The sequence below is a fragment of the Bradyrhizobium sp. SZCCHNR1002 genome, from assembly GCF_032381435.1.
Taxonomy (GTDB): Bacteria; Pseudomonadota; Alphaproteobacteria; order Rhizobiales; family Xanthobacteraceae; genus Bradyrhizobium; species Bradyrhizobium aeschynomenes.
Window position 1 is genome coordinate 358,908 of record NZ_JAUHIS010000002.1, and the last position, 17,530, is coordinate 376,437.

Sequence of the window (17,530 nt, forward strand, 5' to 3'; positions counted from 1 at the left end):
ACCGCCGTGCCTCAAACATCACCCTGGGGTTATGGGTCCCGGCGCAAGGCCGGGACGACAGTGGAGATCCTGGTCGGCGCCTTCCATCACATGGCAGGCATTGGGACAAAGCATCGCCTTCCCGCGGCCCACAAAGCCCGGGTGATGCATCCGTCTTGTCCCTCTTGAACAATGAGAGGGCGCGAGGAAGGCCGGACCTCGGCTGAGGCCCGTGGCCCGCCTGCTCAAAAGAATGCAGGCGGCAGGTACCACAGGTACAGCCGGACAGACCCGGCCTTCCCCGCGCGATGGCTTTACGGTGTCCTTCGTGCTCTCCCTGGGGATCGGCTTTCTTGCCCCCATCGCCCGCGCGTGCCCATAAGCAACAACGCAGACTTGACCTCAGCGTCGAGAGGCCAGGACCACACGACTTCGCCGTCCGTGCCGACTACGCTCGTCCCGCGCAGCCGTCACGTCCATCGCAGCCCACCTCAACGTTCGTGACGACGCGTACGTCCCTCTGCACGAGGCGGGTTGGCCGGAACAATCGACCTGATTTGCCCGACGACGCAAGGGATCGGTCCGCGACAAACTAACACGACGGGCAATCGGCGCATGGCGCGCATGCGAGGATTGCCCGTCGGGCACATCCGGCCAGTGCTCCTCCGGACGTGCCCTCGTGAAGGCCGGCTGGCGCCTAACGGATCGATGGAGCAATGGTTGGATCGTCGTGCGACGCCGGCCGCAATGACGCCTGCCTCAGGCTTTCCGATGGCGTCTCACCATAGATCTTTCGATACTCCCTGGCGAAATGCCCCGGATTGCTGAAGCAGCATCGCAAGGCGATAGAAGTCACCGTATCCCCTGCTTTCGCATCGTACAGCATGCGGCGCGCATGTTGCATGCGTGTCAGCTTGATCTTCTCGGCCAGGGACATGCCGTTCTTCGCAAAGTACTGGTAGACCGTGCGGGGGCTGACGCCGTAGCGCGCCGCAAGCTGCTCGATCGAGATCTTCTGATCCCAGTGCGTCTCGATGTGATCCAGGATGTTGCGAATGGACTCGGGCATGTGGTTCTCGCCACCGAGATGATCGGTGGTGACGTCAATCGTCGCGCCGACGAGGCGGGTTCGTCCGTCGGACGGGCTGTAGACGGAGGTCGCCATGCCGCGGACCCAGCGCATCGCACCATCTTTGGTCAGAACCCTGTAGTCGCGCGTGTAGCCGGTTCGCTTCATGATCGCGCGACCGATCGCCTGCTCGAGCCCGTTTCGATCCTCCGGATGCACGCGGCACAACATGTCGCGCACCGACGATGACGGCGCCGACGGAAACTCTCCCTTGGAATCGTCCGTGTCGACGATCAGGTTGAAGGTCGACAGCCCAGCAAGCTTCTCCGCGGCTGCAAGCTGTTGCTCCAGGATCTTGGTCGCCGTGATGTCCTCGACCACGGCGCAGAACCATTTCATGCGGCCGCTGGCGTCTCTGATCGGGTTGACGATCACGCGCCCCCACACGACGCTTCCGTCCTGACGAAGGTAGCGCTTGTCGAGCTGATAGCTCGCGACCTCGCCTGTGACCAGCTTGTCGTGCTGCAGCCGGTTGCCCTCCCGATCCTCCGGATGGGTCAGATCGATGAAGGTCAGTTCGCCGGTCCTGAGTTGCTCCAGCGGGTATCCGAGGATCCGGCAGCATTCGGCATTCGCAAACAGGATATGTCCCGTCGAACTGTCGACGATCGAGATGCCGATGCCGAGGCTATCCAGAAACACCCTCGGCAACGCGATGATTTCGGCAATTTCCTTCCCTGGCATGTCCAAGCCGATAGCATCCAATCGTCATGGAGCATAGCTGCAACGACAATCTCGAAATTGACCTAAGGCAAGCCGGCCCTGCGACACTCGATCCATCCGGGCGCACGCGACGCGGCCGTTCCTGCACAATCAGAACAATCGCTGCAGATTGCTGCCTAACCGAATCTTACTGAATACCTGTTAGATTGAATAGAACCCCGGAATTCTACGGGAGTCATCGAGTTCAGGACGATCGCAGTCGGCGCCGTCTCCGATCATGGCAACCATCGCGTGATCTTGATCACCTGCTCATCGCTGACGTGACTTCCATCACAGGAGACCATCATGTTTGGCCGCAAGAACAACGCCGCAGCCATGGCCGCCCTGGCCGCAAACGCGATCACCGCAAGGGTGATGGTCGCTGACGACAAGCTCAACATCGTCTACATGAACGAGGCGGTGATGGAGCTGTTGCGCGGGGCCGAGGCCGATCTCAAGACGCAGTTGCCGCACTTCCGTGTCGACGCACTCATCGGCACCAACATCGACGTCTTCCACAAGGATCCGACCCACCAGCGACGCATGCTGCAGGCCCTCGCCTCCGAACACCGCGCCACCATCAAGATCGGGAAGTGGACGTTCGATCTGGTCGCGCAGCCCTTGAAAAATCCGGATGGATCGCGCGCAGGAACGGTCGTCGAGTGGTCCGACGCCAGCGTGCGGCTGCAGAACCTCGACTACAGCGCTCAGGTCGCGGCCATCGGCCGATCACAGGCCGTGATCGAATTCAACCTGGATGGCACCATCGTCACCGCCAACGATAATTTCCTGAATGCGCTGGGCTACAGCCTGCCGGAAATCCAGGGCAAGCATCATAGCATGTTCGTTCCGCCGGAGGAGCGCGACAGCGCGGCCTACCGCGAGTTCTGGGCTGCCCTGAATCGCGGCGAATACCAGGCCGCGGAATACAAGCGGATCGGAAAGGGCGGCAAAGAGGTATGGATCCAGGCGTCCTATAATCCGGTGTTCGATCAGAACGGAAAGCCCTTCAAGGTCGTCAAGTTCGCCACCGACGTGACCGCCCAGAAGCTTCGGAATGCCGATCTCGCCGGACAGATCGCCGCCATCAGCAAATCGCAGGCCGTGATCGAGTTCGAACTGGACGGCACCGTCATCAACGCCAACGACAATTTCCTGCAGGCGCTCGGCTATACGCTGTCCGAGATCAAGGGCCGCCATCATTCGATGTTCGTCGATCCGTCGGAGCGCGACAGTACGGCCTATCGCAACTTCTGGGCCGCCCTGAACCGCGGAGAATATCAGGCCGCGGAATACAAGCGGATCGGAAAGGGCGGTCGCGAGGTCTGGATTCAGGCCTCCTACAATCCGATCCTCGACCTCAACGGCAAGCCATTCAAGGTCGTGAAATACGCCACCGACGTCACCAGGCAGGTGCTGACGCGAATGGGCAATGAGCGCGTCCGCGGCATGATGGAGTCCGTCGCCGCGGGTGCCGAGGAGTTGAACGCCTCGGTGCGCGAGATTTCCGAGGCCATGACGAAGTCGCGCGAGACGGCAATGGGCGCGGCCGACCGGGTGGCCTCCGCCGATTCGCAGGCCAAGCGCCTCAGCGAGGCGACACAGGCGATGAGCGGCATCGTCGAACTGATCGGCAACATCACCGGGCAGATCAACCTGCTGGCGCTCAATGCCACCATCGAATCGGCGCGGGCCGGCGATGCCGGCCGCGGCTTTGCCGTGGTCGCGTCGGAGGTCAAGAATCTCGCCACGCAGGCGAAGTCCGCCACCGACAAGATCGGGGCCGAGATCGCCGGACTGAACGGGATTTCCAGCGAGGTCGTGAATGCGCTGAACGCGATCAAGGTCGAGATTCAGAACGTCAGCGAATACGTCACCTCGACCGCCGCTGCTGTCGAGGAGCAGAGCACGGTCACCGGCGAAATGTCGTCCAGCATGCAGCGCGCAGCCGCAGAGGCGCAGGCGATCGCAGCAGGCAGGGCGTAAGCTGCCTGAGCGAGCCGTTTCCCGCCGGGACGGCGGCGAGGATCACCCCTGCGTCGCGTCCCAGGTCACCGGCAGATTGAGCAGGCCGCGAAAGGCCCAGCCGCCGATGCGCACCGGCTCGGTATCGCGCAGCCGCAGGTTCTCGAGCCGCGCGAACAGCGTCGGCAAGGCGACGTCGGCGATCATCGCGCGCGAGGCCCAGGCGCCGGCGCAGAAGTGCGGGCCGGCGCCGAAGGCGATGCTCTTGGTGAGGTCGCGGCGGATATCGAAGCGATCGGGATCGGGAAAATGCGCCTCGTCGCGGTTGGCCGAGCCGAACATCAGGAACACGCGCTCCTCCGGTTCGAAGGCGACGTCGCGGATCCTCCAGGGCTTGGCGATGCGCCGGGGCGACATGCCGATCGGCGAGATCCAGCGGGCGAATTCCTCGAACACCTGCAGCCAGCGCACGTCGCCATTCATGGCGAGCGCAAGCTGCTCCGGATGCGTCAGCAGCGCCCACACCGTGCCGGCGATCGCATCGCGCGGCTCGTTCTGGCCGCCGGAGATCGCGAGCTTGATGTTGGCGCGGATGCTCTCCATCGGCATGCCCACGGCCAGCATGACGCCGAGCAGGCTCTGGTTCGGGGTCTTTTCCAGCACCGGCAGCATGTCGTCGATCGCGGCGTCGATGCCTGAGGTGGCGGCGTTGCAGCGCGCCTCGACCTGGGGATCGCCGGTGTAGTTGGCGATGCCGTCGATCATCGCCTGCGACCACGCGTTCATGTCCTGGAAGCGCATGTTGGTGAGGCCGGTGATCAGCTTCAGGCATTCGGCCGAGAACGGCAGCGCGAAATCGCGGACGAGATCGACCTCCGCCGCCGGATCGAGCGCGTCGGTCAACCGGTCGGCATGAGCCTGGAACTGCGCCAGCCAGTGCACGCGCACCGCACGCGGCGACACCGCTGGCGCGATCGCCTGGCGTTCGGCCATGTGGGCCGCGCCGTCCTTGCGCATCATGTTGTGGCCCATCAGCCGGTTCATCAACCCCTGTGGCTGGTGCGAGCTGAACACCTCGATCTGCTTCTCGGAGACGAAGATGTCGTCGCGCCGGCACAGCAGCGTGCTGCCGAGTTGCGGCACGAAGGCGATCGGCGCCTCCTGGCGCATCTTTGCCAGCGCCGGATAGGGATCGGCCCAGAACGTTGCGGGATCGATGTCGACATGCGGTGCGGTGCTCACACGTGGTCTCCGGTCAGACGTCGCAGCCTAGCTGCGGGCGCGAGCGGCGTCTGTCCCGGCGATGGGTGACAGCCTGCGGTGCGCTCAGTTCAGCGGCTTTGGCGCCGCCATCAGCCGCAGCGCGATCGCGAACAGCTCGTTCTGCGAGGCGATGCCGAGCTTCTCATAGGCGCGCTTGCGATAGGTGAAGACGGAGTTCAACGCGATGCCGAGATCAGCGGCGATCGCCTCGGAGCTGAAGCCGGAGAGAATGCGCCGGCAGACATCCTTCTCGCGCGGCGTCAGCACCGACAGCGGGCCGCCGCTCGCAAAGAGTGAGGCGAGCTTGTCGGCCGGGTCCGTTGCGGCCGCATGCGCCTGGCAGTGCCGCGCGACGATGGCCGCGACGAGCGGGGCGACTGCCGTGATGCGCTGCCGCTCGTCGGGGGCGAAGCCGCCCTGCGCCGCCGTGCGATAGAAATTCACATAGGTGCAGTGATCGCCGACCCAGATCGCGGTCGCCGCCTTGTCGACGATCTCGGAATCCTCGAAGAACAGCTTGCGATAGCCCCGCGGATACATGCGGCGTGCGAAGTTGGGCAGCAGGATGTGACGGGCCTGCGCGCGCTGGCCGAAGATCGCCTCGCGGTTCGGATCGGCGGTGTGGAAATGCTGCGAATAGGCGGCGCCGAGGTCAGGGCCGATCGCGATGTTGCCGGTGCTGAGCAGGCAGCGCGCCGAGTGCTGGTTCTCGAAGGTGAACACCATGCAATGGCCGACACCGGCGATGGCGCGCAGCGTCTCGATCAGGACCTCTGGAAACGATTGCTGGCCGATGGCGAGCACCATGGCGCTGACAGCGCCCGTCGCATCGCCCCCCGGCGTCATGGCCTCCATGGTGTTCTCCCCGACCTCTCGTTTGCTCCAGCCTAGCAGCAACGGCCATTGCCTGAAAGGCCGCCCGGCGTCACCAACCACGGGGACAGACGCGCGGCCGCGGCGCGGCTAGGTTTGGCGGCTGAAGTCGCGGCCGATCAACGCGCCGGGCACGCTCACGGGGAGGATATCGCGATGAGAGCCGTACTCACAGCGCTCGGGATGGCTGCCATGCTGGCGCTCGGCGCGCCGGCGCGGGCCGACATCAAGGTCGGTATCGTGGTGTCCGCAACCGGCCCTGGCTCGGCGCTCGGCCAGCCGCAGATCAAGGCGGTCGCCGCGCTGCCCAAGGAGATCGGCGGCGAGAAGATCGTCTACATCGCGCTCGACGACGAGTCCGACAGCGTGAAGGGCCTGCAGAACGCGCGCCGCCTCGTGATCCAGGACGGCGTCGACGTCATCATCGGCTCGTCGCTGACGCCGGTCACCATGCCGATGCTGGACGTCGCGCTGGAGAGCCGAACGCCGCTGCTGTCGCTGGCCGCCTCGACCGCGATCGTGCAGCCGATGGACGACAAGCGGAAGTGGGCGTTCAAGGTGGTGCCGAATGACGACATCATGGCGGCGGCGATGCTGAAATACATCGCGAAGAGCGGCGTCAAGACGCTGGGCTTCATCGGCGTCTCCGACGGCTATGGCGAGGGCTACTATCAGGAGGTGAGCAAGTTGGCGCCGAAGCTCGGCATCACCGTGACCACGCACGAGGTCTATGCGCGCGGCGACACCAGCGCCGCCGGCCAGGCCCTGAAGGTGATCGCCACGAATCCGGATGCGGTGTTCATCGCCTCGGCGGGGACGCCGGCGGTGCTGCCGCAGCAGGCGCTGCGCGAGCGCGGCTATGCCGGCAAGATCTTCCAGACGCATGGCGTGGCAACGCAGGAGTTCATCAAGCTCGGCAAGGAGAATGTCGAGGGCGCGATCTTCGCCGGCGAGGCGTTCTCGATCGCCGACGATCTTGCCCCCGAGGATCCGTTCCGCCGCGCCAACGATGCGTTCGTCTCCGCCTATCAGGCCGCCAATGGCGACAAGCCCAACATTTTTGCCGCGCATCTGTGGGACACCGCGACCCTGCTCAAGGGCGCCATTCCCGGCGCGCTGAAGGCGGCCAAGCCAGGCACGCCGGAATTCCGCGCCGCGCTGCGCGACGAACTGGAGCGCGGCAAGGACGTCTACCTCAATAACGGCCTCTCCAACATGAGCCCAACCGACCACAACGGCTATGACGAGCGCTCGGCGTTCCTGATCAAGGTCGAGGGCGGGAGGTTCAGGCTGGTGAAGTAGCAACTCTCCGACGCCCAGGCGTGGGCGCACTCACTCTCCGCACCGGCGGTGCAACCTCTCCCTGCCCTTTGCGGGGAGAGGTCGGATTGCGCAGCAATCCGGGTGAGGGGCATAGCACATACGAAGCCATATCGCAGCTCCATCGGACTCAAGAGCCAGTGCCTCATAGCAGCAGCGCCGGTGCGGCTGCCCCCCTCCCTCTCCCCGTAAGAACGGGGAGAGGGAGCGCACCGCGTACTTCGTGAGCGCTCGTATCCCGCTGGCAGAAAAGCACCCGATAGAACTGCCGCTGAGCTGAGCGTCCGCCGCCTTACGCCGACAGCCGCTCCCCCGCGTTCGCCTTGCCCAAAATCAAATCCGCCGCCTTGTCGCCGATCATCAAGGTCGCGGCGTTGAGGTTGGCGGAGATCATGCGCGGCATGATCGAGGCGTCGGCGACGCGGAGGCCCTGGAGGCCGTGAACGCGGAGCTGGTCGTCGACGGTGGCCCAGGTGGAGTCGGCCGGGCCCATGCGGCAGGTGCAGCCGGGGTGGAACGTCGTCGTGGCGCGTTGGATGGCGGCGGCGAGGAATTCGTCGTCGCTGTTCACCTTCGGGCCCGGGAAATCCTCGTAGGCGTAGTACGGCGCGAGCGGCGCCGAGGCCAAGAGCCGGCGCGCCAGCTTCATGCCGGCGACGATGACGCGGCGGTCGAGCTCGGCGGTGAGATAGTTGGTCTGGATCAGCGGCGGCGCGAACGGATCGGCGGAGCGGATGCGGACGTAGCCGCGGCTCTCCGGGCGCTGCTGCCAGGACGCGACCGTCATGCCGGGCTCGTCCTCGAGCTGGCCCTGCACGCCTTCCTTGTAGCTCGCGGGCGTAAAGGTGAGCTGCAGGTCGGAGCTCTCCGCGGTCTCGCCGGAATGCCAGAAGCAATAGACCATGGTCGGCGACAGCGACAGGATGCCCTTGCGCGTCACCGCCCATTTCAGCGCCTCGCCCCACAGATTGAGGCCGCGCGCGAGCTCGTTGATGGTCTTGATGTTCTTGACGCGCGCGACCGTGCGCGGCGCGTAGTGATCCTGCAAGCCCTCGCCGACGCTGCGTAGCGCATGGCGCACCTCGATGCCGTGCTCCTGCAACAGCTCGGGCGCGCCGATGCCGGAGAGCTGCAGCAGCTGCGGCGAGTTGTAGGCGCCGCCGGACAGGATCACCTCTTTGCGCGCGCGCACTTCGACCGGCACGCCGCCGCGTCCGCCGCGGCTGTAGCGCACGCCGACCGCGCGCTTGCCTTCGAGCATGATGCCGGTGGCATGGGCGTGGGTGCGGATCTCGACGTTCGGCCGCTTGCTGGCGGGCTTGAGGAACGCGGTCGCCGACGACACGCGGCGGCCGTTTTGAATGGTGCGCTGGACGTAGGACACGCCCTCCTGGATGGCGCCGTTGTAGTCGGGATTGCGCGGGATGCCGAGCGAGACCGCGCCGTCCATGAAGGCCTCGCACAGCGTGTCCTTCCACTCCATGGTGGTGACTTCGAGGCTGCCGTCGCGGCCGCGATACTGCTCGTCGCCGGCGCCGATGCGCTTCTCCATGCGCCGAAAGTGCGGCAGCACGTCGGAATAGCTCCAGCCGCGATTGCCCATCTGCGCCCAGGTGTCGAAATCCTGGCTCTGGCCGCGATTGTAGACATGGCCGTTGATCGATGAGGAGCCGCCGAGGGTCTTGCCGCGCGGCGCATAGATGCTGCGGCCGGCGGTGTAGGGCCCCGGCTCCTGCTGATAGCCCCAGTTGATGCTCTTCATGTAGAAGGTCTTGATGAAGCCGGCCGGCAGATGGATGTAGGGATGCCAGTCGCGCGGGCCCGCCTCCAGCACGCAGACGCTGACCGAGGGGTCCTCGCTGAGGCGGTTGGCGATCACGCAGCCGGCGGAGCCGGCGCCCACGATCACATAGTCGAAATTATCCATCTCGTCTGTCGTCCCGGTCTCGTCATGCCTGCCGCATGACGCGGCCAGGCGGCCATAGCGCGATCAGCGCGGCTTGTCATTCAACTGGTAATCGAGATGCGCCCGCACCGTCGGCCATTCGGCCGCAGTGATGCTGTAGACGACGGTATCCCGCAGCGTGCCGTTCGGCGCGATCTGGTGGCTGCGCAGGATGCCATCCTGCTTGGCGCCGAGCCGCTCGATGGCGCGGCGGCTCTGGTGGTTGAAGAAATGCGTGCGAAACTCGACGGCGATGCACTCCATCGCCTCGAAGGCCTGCGCCAGCAACAGCCGCTTGCACTGCGTGTTGAGCGCGCTGCGCTGTACCCGCTTCGCGTACCAGGTCGAGCCGATCTCGACGCGGCGGTTGGCGGCATCGACGTTCATGTAGGTGGTCATGCCGGCGACCTTGCCATCGGCGTCGAGCACCGTGAACGGCAGCATGCTGCCGGCGGCGAACAGGCCAAGCCGGCGCTCGATCTCCTTGGCCATGGTCTCGGGTTTCGGAACTGCGGTGTACCACAGGTTCCACAATTCGCCGTCGCGGACGGCCTCGACCAGCGCGTCGTGGTGGTCCTGCGAGAGCGGCACGAGGCTGGCGTGCGTGCCGCGGAGGGTGACCGGTTCGAGAAAGGGCATCAAAGACTCCGTCATTCCGGGGCGCGAGTGAAACGAGCGAACCCGGAATCTCGAGATTCCGGGTTCGATGCTTCGCATCGCCCCGGAATGACGGAGGATGCGAAGCGCTTCGCTCGCAATGACGGCACTATCACGCGACGCGTCACTTGTTCAGAAAATTCAGCGGCAGGCCCGGCCGCGGCCAGTCCATCGCCACCAGCTCGCCCTTGCCGGAGAGCGTGATGTAGGCGGTCTTCAATTCGGGACCGCCGAAGGCGATGTTGGTCGTGACGCGGTCGCCGGTCGGGACCTGCTCGACCAGGGTGCCATCCGGCGCGATGACGCTGATGCAGCCGGACACCAGCGTCGCGACGCAGACGTTGCCGTTGGCCTCGACCGCGAGCGAATCGAACATCTGGTAACCGCCGAGGCCGCAGATCGGCCGGCCGCGCTCGCCGCGATAGATCACGTCGCGCGGCTTCACCGTGCCGGGCTCCGGCACGTCATAGGCCCAGAGCCGCGCGGTCGGCGTCTCCGCGATGTAGACGGTCTTCTCATCCGGCGACAGGCCGATGCCGTTGGCCGGCAGGATGCCGTGCACGGCCTCGACGATCTCGGTCATGCCGGGCCTGAGATAATAGAACGCACCGACATCCATGTCGCGGGCTCGGCGCTTGCCGAGGTCGGAGAACCACAGGCCGCCATGACGGTCGAACACGAGGTCGTTCGGCCCGCGCAGCTCATGCTCGCCGCAGCGGCTCGCGACGGTCTCGACCTTGCCGCTCTGCAGATCGACTGTTTGGATCGAGCCGCCGAGATAATCCGCGGGCTGCGGGCCCGGCATGATCATCTTGCCGGTCGGAATCCAGGAGAAGCCGCCATTGTTGCAGATGTAGATCTTGCCGTCGGGACCGAGCGCAGCGCCATTCGGCCCGCCCGGAATCTGCGCCACGATCTCCTTGCGCCCGTCGGGAAACACCCGCGTCAGGCGCTTGCCGCGGATCTCGACCAGCACCACCGAGCCGTCGGGCATCACGACGGGCCCTTCCGGAAATTCCAGATCGGTGGCGAGCACGCGCATGTTGGACATCTGACGGCCTCCCGCTTGTCTGCCGCGATGCGGCGCATTGTTGTTATGCGGGAGGTTATCGCAAAGCCGGCCCGGCTTGCCAAGCAAGCGGCCGGCCGCGGGACCGCAGAGCAGCCCTGCTGCGAAAGACGCTTGCAGCGTGTCGACGCAAGTGAGCGGCGTTTGGCGCGCCGGCTCAGCGGATCACCGGCAGCCAGATTTCCAGTCCGCCATCACCGGTGAGCGGGTCGAAGCGCTGATCGTAGCGCTCGAAGTTCGGCGCGTCGGCGACCTCATAGCCCGACTGCGGCAGCCAGCGATTCCAGATCGTATGCACGGTGCGGCGGATCGACGAGATGTGGCCGGCATGGGTGAACACGGCGAACGTCGCGGCCGGAACCCGCACGCGGCTGAACGTCCGCGGCAGGTCGGAAAAATCGGCCACCTCGACGCCCGCGACATAGTCGAAATTGCCGGCATCGTCGCCGTTGCAGCAGACACCGTAAGCCACCGCGCCGCGCCGCGCCGGAACCTCTTGCGTGATCTCATTGAAGCGGCGCCACAGCGCCGGAATGCCGGCGCCGTTTTCGAACGTGAAGCGGTCGCCAAGGCCGGCGACGAGCAGCGGCTCGGCGGTGACGAAGCGCGGCGCGGCGAGATCATCGAGCGGTGTCTGGTCCATGAGGATCGGCTCCTGCAATGCGAGGCCATCGAGGCGTGCATGGGCGCGGACCGCTTCCGGCGTGACGCCGAACTGATCGCGGAACGCGCGCGTGAATGCTTCGTGGGAGCCGTAGTCCGCTTCCAGCGCCAGACCGAGAATGTCGGGCGCGCCGCCGGCCAAGGCCCGTGCCGCCTCGCTGAGACGGCGCAGCCGGACATAGCGCATCACCGATACGCCGGTCGCGGCCGCGAAGGCACGCACGATGTGGAAGCGCGACACGCCGGCAATGCCGGCGATGTCGTCGAGCGACATCGGCGCCGACAGATGACTCTCGATATACCAGAGCGCCTTCTGGGCCGGGTTGTTGGACACTCATCTCTCCGGACGAAGCAGCCGATCGTGCACGACCGGCGCCCGCGGCGCTTGACAATTGTTGCTGTCGAACCGGCAGATGCCTGCTATTTGCCCGCGGGCTTTGCCGACGCATCGGCCTTCTTCTTCAGCTCGTCGACGAGCTTCGCGTGCGAGGCCTTCAGCTCGTCGATCGCACCTTGCTGCGATATCAAGGCCGCCTTCAACGCCTGGATCTGGCGATTGGCCGCATCGAGCTTCTGCTGCTGATCGAGCGACTGCTTGGTCATCGTCTTCTGCAGGAAGTCGATGTTGCTCTGCAGACATGATGTCCGCCGGTCCATCGCTTTTTCGGCGGTGCAGATCTCGATGCCGGGAATATCCTGCGCATGTCCGGCAGAGCCCATGCACATTGCGAGCACACTCACGGCAAACAGGATTCGTGCGGCAACGATGATTCGCATCACAATTTTCTCATTGGCTTGCCAAACACATGATTTTGCGTGGAACTGATGCTGTTTCCAGAATGATACCATACTGAGACCTCAATCGCGCATTGAAGTTCGGGCCGGGACCCGTTTTTAGGGAGATGGACAGAATGGCTACGCGCGAAAAACGGCTGGCGCAATTCGACGGCAGCGGTGAGCCGCCGCCCGGACAGACGGTCGAGGTGCTGTGCGAGGATCACAGCGGCACCTATCAGCTGCCGTTCCCCTGTTTCTACATTGATGGCAAATGGCACAACAAGGAATCCGGCGGCGCACTCGAGGCCACCGTCATCGGCTGGCGCTTTCCGCGCGCGCGTTTCGACGAGCGCAACGGGCGGCGCATGCAGGCGAGCTTCGTTGCTGATCGCGCTTCGTCTTATTGATCACACCGGGCCCTGAGTTCCGCTCAGGGCCGGTCTTGCCGAAAATATGATTTCGAACGCAGATTGAGCATGACGACGGGATAGGCCATTAGCAGCGCGCCAGCCACGATTGCAGCAACCGCCGTCGCGCCATCGACCACTCCGTCACTCCACGCCCGCCGCCACATTGCGATCGCGACGGGACAGAACAGCACCAGCGCCGTCGCCAGGCCCGGAGAGAATCGGCCGCCGCTCCGCACGAATGGCAGCACGTGAAAGAACACCGCGTTGATGATCATCAGCGCGGCGTAGGCGAGCGGTGCCAGGGGCCATGTCGCCGCGAGCTCTGCCTGCACCGCGCCGAGCACGACGACGAGGGCGTTGGTCACGTAGAAGTCGCTCCACTCGACCGGCAGCTTCATCACCGCCCGCGCCCAGTTTCGCCAATCGAAGGTGTATTCCTCGAGGATGTGCGCGCCATAGGCGGCCAATGCGAGCCAGGCCAATGTGGTCAGTGTCATGATCGATTTCCCCCTCGCCCGCTGTGTACCGGCGCGGGACGAGTCGTCCTAGCGTCGCGTGCTGCAAGGTCACAGCGGACCACCGCCGCATCGGACCGACGTTGTTTCAAAACGTGACGGTGCTGGGTTGCCGCCTTAATCTCTGGAACGCGCCCTGAACGAATCGCGTCCGAATCGGACCGCGCGCCAGGTACGCCGCCCGTTCACGGCTACATATCGGCCTCGCGGCCGGTCACCCACGAGATCCTGAGACGGTGCATCCGGCCGCGGACGGCGACCGGATGGCAGGGAGTTAACGGCTGGGCCGAACGGTTGTGGGCGCAGGCCTGCTCACGTCCAGGGCGTCACGGGCGGCACCTTGTCGGTCGCCGGCGGCATCTCGACCGTCTTGAAATCGGCCGGGCTGACGATCTCCATATATTCCATGTCAGGAGAATAGTCGTAGAGGTAGTGCGTGATCCCCGGGCGCTGATGCACCACGTCGCCGGCCTTCACCAAGGTCGGCTTGTCCTCATACATGAAGCGCGCCCAGCCCTTCATCATGATGACGATCTGGAAGTCGCAATCGTGCCGGTGCCAGCCGGTGCCGTCGACCGGCGGACAATCGGGATTGGCCTTGACGAGGTGGCAGATCACCTGTCCGCCGGTGGCGTCGGCAATCCCGAGATCGCGATAGAGGAAGAAGTCGCGCAAGCCACCGCCCTTGTAGTCGGTGTCCTCGGGCTTCACGTGCGAGAACTTGGTCACCACTGCATGCTGGTTCATGACGCCTCCACCGGTTGATCGCGGCATCGGCAACCGTTGTGGCCCATCGATCGGCCACAGCGGCCACCACGCTCGAAAGCTCGTTTTGCTATGCGAAAACCGCGCCACGCCCTGCCGGCAGCGCACGAATCAGGTCGCCAGAACCGTCGTCGCAATCCGAACTGATTGTTAACAACCGACTTTTGACGCCGGCCGCGCACGTGACGACGCGCAACGCCACGCGGGGATCGAGCATGAGAGAGGCTGCCATACGGCTTCAAATTGGGCAGCGCCTGCCGCTCCCCTGAGCCTTTGCGATGCAGTCACGCGGCCGCGCGAACCCGCTCGGTTGCTAATACTCGACCTCGAGCTCCTCGATCTCCTCCGGCTCGGCCTTGGCCGCCTCGATCCATTCGCGCATCTCCGGCATTGCCATGACCAGATCGGCATAGGCCTTCAGCTGCGGCTCGAGCTTCACGTCATAGGTGACGAAGCGCGTCACCACCGGTGCGTACATCGCATCCGCCATGCCGCGCTGACCGAACAGGAATGGGCCGCCCGACTTGTCCAGGCAGTCGCGCCAGATCGCCCAGATGCGATCAATGTCGGCCTGGGCACGGGTCCACACCTTGAAGCCGGGGAAATGCCCCTTGAGATTGACCGGGAGCGAGGCCCGCAAGGTGGTGAAGCCGGAGTGAATCTCGCCCGAAATCGAGCGGCAATGCGCGCGCTGGATGCGCTCGGCGGGCAACAGGCCGGCGTCCGGGAACGTCTCGTTGAGATATTCCCCGATCGCGAGCGTATCCCAGACCGTCGCTCCATCGTGCCGCAGGCACGGCACCAGGATCGAGGACGATAACAGCAGGATCTCAGCCCGTGCGGAGGCATCGTCGGGCCCGACGATCACCTCGTCGAAATCGAGCCCGGCAAACCTGGCGAGCAGCCAGCCGCGCAGCGACCATGACGAGTAGTTCTTGCTGCTGATGGTCAACGTCGCTTTGGCCATATCGCCCTGCCCTCTTTGTCGCTTGTCATGCGGCCGCCGTCCGACGTGCGGCTGCCCCGCCGGCTCAGGATCGGGTCCGGAGCCGGATACTCCAATGATTTCACGCAGCAAGCGACATGCCAGTTTTTGAGGCAAGACTCCCCGCCTCTGGCTTCGATATTGCATGCATGACGTTGGAGTGACGGACGGGACCAAATGGCGCTGCTGTACCAAGCCTACCAGAATCACATGGACCTGACCGAGCCCTGGCGCCAGGGCGCCGCGGCCGCATTGCGCTATCTCAACCTGATCCCGTCGGGGCTCTCAAGCCGCGCCATGCGGCGGCTGTCGGCGGCCCTCGAGCTGATCTCGCGCTCGGCGCTGACCTATGCGCGGCCGGCCTATGGGATCGACAGCGTGATGGTCGGCAACCGCGAGCTTGGCGTCACCGAGGAGGTGACGTTCAAGACGCCGTTCGGCTCACTGCTGCACTTCAAGAAGGACGGCGCGGCGGACCAGCCCAAGGTTCTGCTGGTGGCGCCGATGTCGGGCCATTTCGCAACGCTGTTGCGCGGCACGGTGAAGACGCTGCTGCAGGACCATGACGTCTACATCACCGACTGGCACAATCCGCGCGACATTCCGCGCGATCACGGCCGCTTCGGCCTGGAAGATTACACCGATCATCTCATCACCTTCCTCGGCCAGCTCGGTCCGCGTCCGCACATGGTCGCGATCTGCCAGCCGTCGGTGTCCGCGCTCGCAGCCACCGCGGTGATGTGCGAGGATAACCACCCCTCGCGGCCGGCGACCTTGACCCTGATGGCCGGACCGATCGACACCCGGCTGCAGCCGACCAAGGTCAACGAGTTCGCCAAGAGCAAGCCGATCGATTGGTTCGAGAACAATCTGATCCATTACGTGCCCTTTCAGTGCACGGGCGCCTTCCGCAAAGTGTATCCGGGCTTCGTGCAGCTGACGGCTTTCGTGTCGATGAATCTCGAACGCCACGTCAAGCAGCATATGGATCTCGCCAACCATCTCGCCAAGGGCGAGGTCGAGAAGGCCGAGACCATCAAGACGTTCTACGACGAGTACTTCGCGGTCATGGACCTGCCGGCCGAGTTCTACATCGAGACCGTGCGCGACGTGTTTCAGGAGCATCTGCTGCCGCAGGGCAAACTGATGCACCGCGGCCGGCCGGTCGATCCGAAGGCCGTGCGGCGGATCGGCCTGATGACCGTCGAAGGCGAGCGCGACGACATCTGCTCGATCGGCCAGACGCTCGCTGCGCAGGACATCTGCACCAATGTCCGGGCCTATCGCCGCGTGCATCACATGCAGGCCGGCGTCGGCCATTATGGCGTGTTCAGCGGCAAGAAGTGGAACAACGAGATCTACCCGCTGCTGCGGGATTTCGTGCACGTCAATTCGTGAGCCGACCGCGACGGCGCTGCGCCCGTTGCAGCGTCGCTGACGGCGTCTCGCCGAACTTGTCGCGATAAGCGCCCGCCATCCGGCCGAGATGGGTGAAGCCGAGTTCGAAGGCGAGATCGATGATCCGTGCCTCGGGCGCCGCCGTCATCAGTTGCGCGTTCAACCGGGCCAGCCGGATGTCGAGCAGCATATCGGAGATCGACATGCCGAAATGACGGCGGAAGCCGCCTTGCAGCGCACGGATGCCGATGCCCGCCGCGGCGGCGAGTTGGGACAGATCGAGCGGCTCGGCGGCCTGCGCATCGAGCAGATCGCGAGCCCTGCGCACAGCGCCCGGCAGCGTCTCGATCCGGCCGGAATGACGTCTGATCGCCTCCGACAGCCCGTTGCTCGGGTGCTCGAACAGAATGTCCAATAGCGTCTCTCGCCAATTGGCGGCCATCGCGGCGGGCCGCCTGCGCTCACCTCCCAGGCCCTCGGCGAGGTCCGTGAGCGCGAGCATGTGGGCCCGCAGGCGCGAACCGTAAGGCGTCGACAGCGCGACCGCGGGCTCGAACTCGACGGGCTGCACCGCACGCCCGGACAGCGCCGCAGCGCGCTGCTCCACAAGATCGCGGTCCAGCAGCAGGATCAGCTGCGCGCAATTGTCCCACACCATGCGCGTCGGCAATGTCGGCGACAGCAAGGAGGCTGCACAATCCGGACCCGTTGCAATTTCGCGCGCGGCCGTGCGGATGCTTGCTGCCCCTGCGAATGGGAGCTGAACCAGGAAGAAGCGATCGAGGCAGCCGGGATCGATGGTGACGACGCCGCCATAGGTGACATAGTTGATGGAGAAGCCATCGAATGCCGCACAATTATGCAGCGCGAGGAAATCGCGCGCAGTCTCGGCCTTCGGCTGCAACCCGTGCGGACAGAAGATGCGTCCTATTTGTTCAGCGGCTTCATCGACATCGTGCGTTGCAACACGACCATAGGCCGCCAGCCGCGGCGCTGCGGGCAGCTTCCAACTACGATCGATGGCTGCATCGGCAGTCATGGCTCACATCGTCCGTCGAAATCATTTGAAACCTATAATAATTAGCATCTGGCGTCGAGGGATTCGTTTTCTGGAT

16 protein-coding genes are annotated in these 17,530 nt (G+C 64.9%); 4 read left to right on the forward strand and 12 right to left on the reverse strand.

Annotation, left to right across the window (positions count from 1 at the left end; genetic code table 11):
• Nucleotides 1–676: 676 nt before the first annotated feature.
• Nucleotides 677–1,792 (reverse strand): helix-turn-helix transcriptional regulator, encoded by a 1,116-nt coding sequence (locus QX108_RS14130; RefSeq protein ID WP_315799585.1) that lies wholly within the window; start codon nucleotides 1,790–1,792, stop codon nucleotides 677–679.
• A 324-nt stretch (nucleotides 1,793–2,116) separates the two neighbouring features.
• Here QX108_RS14130 and QX108_RS14135 point away from each other — a divergent pair, with 324 nt between their 5' ends.
• Nucleotides 2,117–3,796, forward strand: coding sequence for a PAS domain-containing methyl-accepting chemotaxis protein (locus tag QX108_RS14135; RefSeq protein WP_315799439.1), 1,680 nt, complete (start codon nucleotides 2,117–2,119; stop codon nucleotides 3,794–3,796).
• Nucleotides 3,797–3,838: 42 nt separating this feature from the next.
• Here the strand turns inward: QX108_RS14135 and QX108_RS14140 are convergent, their stop codons facing one another.
• A complete protein-coding gene (locus QX108_RS14140; protein ID WP_315799440.1) occupies nucleotides 3,839–5,017 on the reverse strand; it encodes a cytochrome P450 in 1,179 nt (392 codons plus the stop codon).
• Between the two features lie 84 nt (nucleotides 5,018–5,101).
• Nucleotides 5,102–5,893 carry a helix-turn-helix transcriptional regulator gene (locus QX108_RS14145; protein ID WP_315799441.1) on the reverse strand — a complete coding sequence of 264 codons (792 nt, stop codon included), beginning with the start codon at nucleotides 5,891–5,893 and terminating at the stop codon, nucleotides 5,102–5,104.
• 174 nt (nucleotides 5,894–6,067) lie between these two features.
• Between QX108_RS14145 and QX108_RS14150 the strand changes: the two genes are divergently transcribed.
• Nucleotides 6,068–7,213, forward strand: coding sequence for an ABC transporter substrate-binding protein (locus QX108_RS14150; RefSeq protein WP_315799442.1), 1,146 nt, complete (start codon nucleotides 6,068–6,070; stop codon nucleotides 7,211–7,213).
• Between the two features lie 310 nt (nucleotides 7,214–7,523).
• On the opposite strand, the gene QX108_RS14155 is transcribed toward QX108_RS14150, so the two are convergent.
• The 5 genes from QX108_RS14155 to QX108_RS14175 all read right to left on the reverse strand — a co-directional run bounded on the left by QX108_RS14155 (nucleotide 7,524) and on the right by QX108_RS14175 (nucleotide 12,342).
• Nucleotides 7,524–9,158, reverse strand: a complete 1,635-nt coding sequence (locus QX108_RS14155) for a GMC family oxidoreductase (protein ID WP_315799443.1) — start codon at nucleotides 9,156–9,158, stop codon at nucleotides 7,524–7,526.
• 63 nt (nucleotides 9,159–9,221) lie between these two features.
• The gene (locus QX108_RS14160; RefSeq protein WP_315799444.1) at nucleotides 9,222–9,815 is read right to left on the reverse strand and encodes a GNAT family protein; all 594 of its coding nucleotides are present in this window, start codon (nucleotides 9,813–9,815) and stop codon (nucleotides 9,222–9,224) included.
• Between the two features lie 142 nt (nucleotides 9,816–9,957).
• Entirely contained in the window at nucleotides 9,958–10,884 is a 927-nt protein-coding gene (locus QX108_RS14165) for an SMP-30/gluconolactonase/LRE family protein (RefSeq protein ID WP_315799445.1), read from the reverse strand.
• A 175-nt stretch (nucleotides 10,885–11,059) separates the two neighbouring features.
• Nucleotides 11,060–11,899 (reverse strand): AraC family transcriptional regulator, encoded by an 840-nt coding sequence (locus tag QX108_RS14170; protein WP_315725560.1) that lies wholly within the window; start codon nucleotides 11,897–11,899, stop codon nucleotides 11,060–11,062.
• Nucleotides 11,900–11,985: 86 nt separating this feature from the next.
• The gene (locus tag QX108_RS14175; protein ID WP_315799446.1) at nucleotides 11,986–12,342 is read right to left on the reverse strand and encodes a hypothetical protein; all 357 of its coding nucleotides are present in this window, start codon (nucleotides 12,340–12,342) and stop codon (nucleotides 11,986–11,988) included.
• 134 nt (nucleotides 12,343–12,476) lie between these two features.
• On the opposite strand from QX108_RS14175, the gene QX108_RS14180 reads away from it, so the two are divergent.
• Nucleotides 12,477–12,749: a hypothetical protein gene (locus tag QX108_RS14180; RefSeq protein ID WP_172111136.1), complete on the forward strand. Its 273-nt coding sequence runs from the start codon at nucleotides 12,477–12,479 to the stop codon at nucleotides 12,747–12,749.
• A 23-nt stretch (nucleotides 12,750–12,772) separates the two neighbouring features.
• On the opposite strand, the gene QX108_RS14185 is transcribed toward QX108_RS14180, so the two are convergent.
• The 3 genes from QX108_RS14185 to QX108_RS14195 form a co-directional block, all read right to left on the reverse strand.
• Nucleotides 12,773–13,249, reverse strand: a complete 477-nt coding sequence (locus QX108_RS14185) for an HXXEE domain-containing protein (RefSeq protein WP_315799447.1) — start codon at nucleotides 13,247–13,249, stop codon at nucleotides 12,773–12,775.
• Between the two features lie 330 nt (nucleotides 13,250–13,579).
• Nucleotides 13,580–14,014 carry a cupin domain-containing protein gene (locus QX108_RS14190; protein WP_315725558.1) on the reverse strand — a complete coding sequence of 145 codons (435 nt, stop codon included), beginning with the start codon at nucleotides 14,012–14,014 and terminating at the stop codon, nucleotides 13,580–13,582.
• A 331-nt stretch (nucleotides 14,015–14,345) separates the two neighbouring features.
• Nucleotides 14,346–14,999, reverse strand: a complete 654-nt coding sequence (locus QX108_RS14195) for a glutathione S-transferase family protein (protein ID WP_315725557.1) — start codon at nucleotides 14,997–14,999, stop codon at nucleotides 14,346–14,348.
• A gap of 195 nt (nucleotides 15,000–15,194) precedes the next feature.
• Between QX108_RS14195 and QX108_RS14200 the strand changes: the two genes are divergently transcribed.
• Nucleotides 15,195–16,415: a polyhydroxyalkanoate depolymerase gene (locus QX108_RS14200; RefSeq protein ID WP_315725556.1), complete on the forward strand. Its 1,221-nt coding sequence runs from the start codon at nucleotides 15,195–15,197 to the stop codon at nucleotides 16,413–16,415.
• On the opposite strand, the gene QX108_RS14205 is transcribed toward QX108_RS14200, so the two are convergent.
• Nucleotides 16,405–17,454, reverse strand: a complete 1,050-nt coding sequence (locus tag QX108_RS14205; RefSeq protein ID WP_315799448.1) for an AraC family transcriptional regulator — start codon at nucleotides 17,452–17,454, stop codon at nucleotides 16,405–16,407. The genes QX108_RS14200 and QX108_RS14205 overlap by 11 nt on opposite strands.
• Between the last annotated feature and the right edge of the window lie 76 nt (nucleotides 17,455–17,530).

Bases quoted from the DNA above. Each gene is read 5' to 3' on its own strand.
- QX108_RS14180 (WP_172111136.1), top strand. From the start codon at position 12,477: ATGGCTACGCGCGAAAAACGGCTGGCGCAATTCGACGGCAGCGGTGAG.
- QX108_RS14190 (WP_315725558.1), bottom strand. From the start codon at position 14,014: ATGAACCAGCATGCAGTGGTGACCAAGTTCTCGCACGTGAAGCCCGAG.
- QX108_RS14200 (WP_315725556.1), top strand. From the start codon at position 15,195: ATGGCGCTGCTGTACCAAGCCTACCAGAATCACATGGACCTGACCGAG.
- QX108_RS14195 (WP_315725557.1), bottom strand. From the start codon at position 14,999: ATGGCCAAAGCGACGTTGACCATCAGCAGCAAGAACTACTCGTCATGG.
- QX108_RS14185 (WP_315799447.1), bottom strand. From the start codon at position 13,249: ATGACACTGACCACATTGGCCTGGCTCGCATTGGCCGCCTATGGCGCG.
- QX108_RS14205 (WP_315799448.1), bottom strand. From the start codon at position 17,454: ATGACTGCCGATGCAGCCATCGATCGTAGTTGGAAGCTGCCCGCAGCG.
- QX108_RS14165 (WP_315799445.1), bottom strand. From the start codon at position 10,884: ATGTCCAACATGCGCGTGCTCGCCACCGATCTGGAATTTCCGGAAGGG.
- QX108_RS14175 (WP_315799446.1), bottom strand. From the start codon at position 12,342: ATGCGAATCATCGTTGCCGCACGAATCCTGTTTGCCGTGAGTGTGCTC.
- QX108_RS14135 (WP_315799439.1), top strand. From the start codon at position 2,117: ATGTTTGGCCGCAAGAACAACGCCGCAGCCATGGCCGCCCTGGCCGCA.
- QX108_RS14130 (WP_315799585.1), bottom strand. From the start codon at position 1,792: ATGCCAGGGAAGGAAATTGCCGAAATCATCGCGTTGCCGAGGGTGTTT.
- QX108_RS14155 (WP_315799443.1), bottom strand. From the start codon at position 9,158: ATGGATAATTTCGACTATGTGATCGTGGGCGCCGGCTCCGCCGGCTGC.
- QX108_RS14145 (WP_315799441.1), bottom strand. From the start codon at position 5,893: ATGGAGGCCATGACGCCGGGGGGCGATGCGACGGGCGCTGTCAGCGCC.
- QX108_RS14160 (WP_315799444.1), bottom strand. From the start codon at position 9,815: ATGCCCTTTCTCGAACCGGTCACCCTCCGCGGCACGCACGCCAGCCTC.
- QX108_RS14150 (WP_315799442.1), top strand. From the start codon at position 6,068: ATGAGAGCCGTACTCACAGCGCTCGGGATGGCTGCCATGCTGGCGCTC.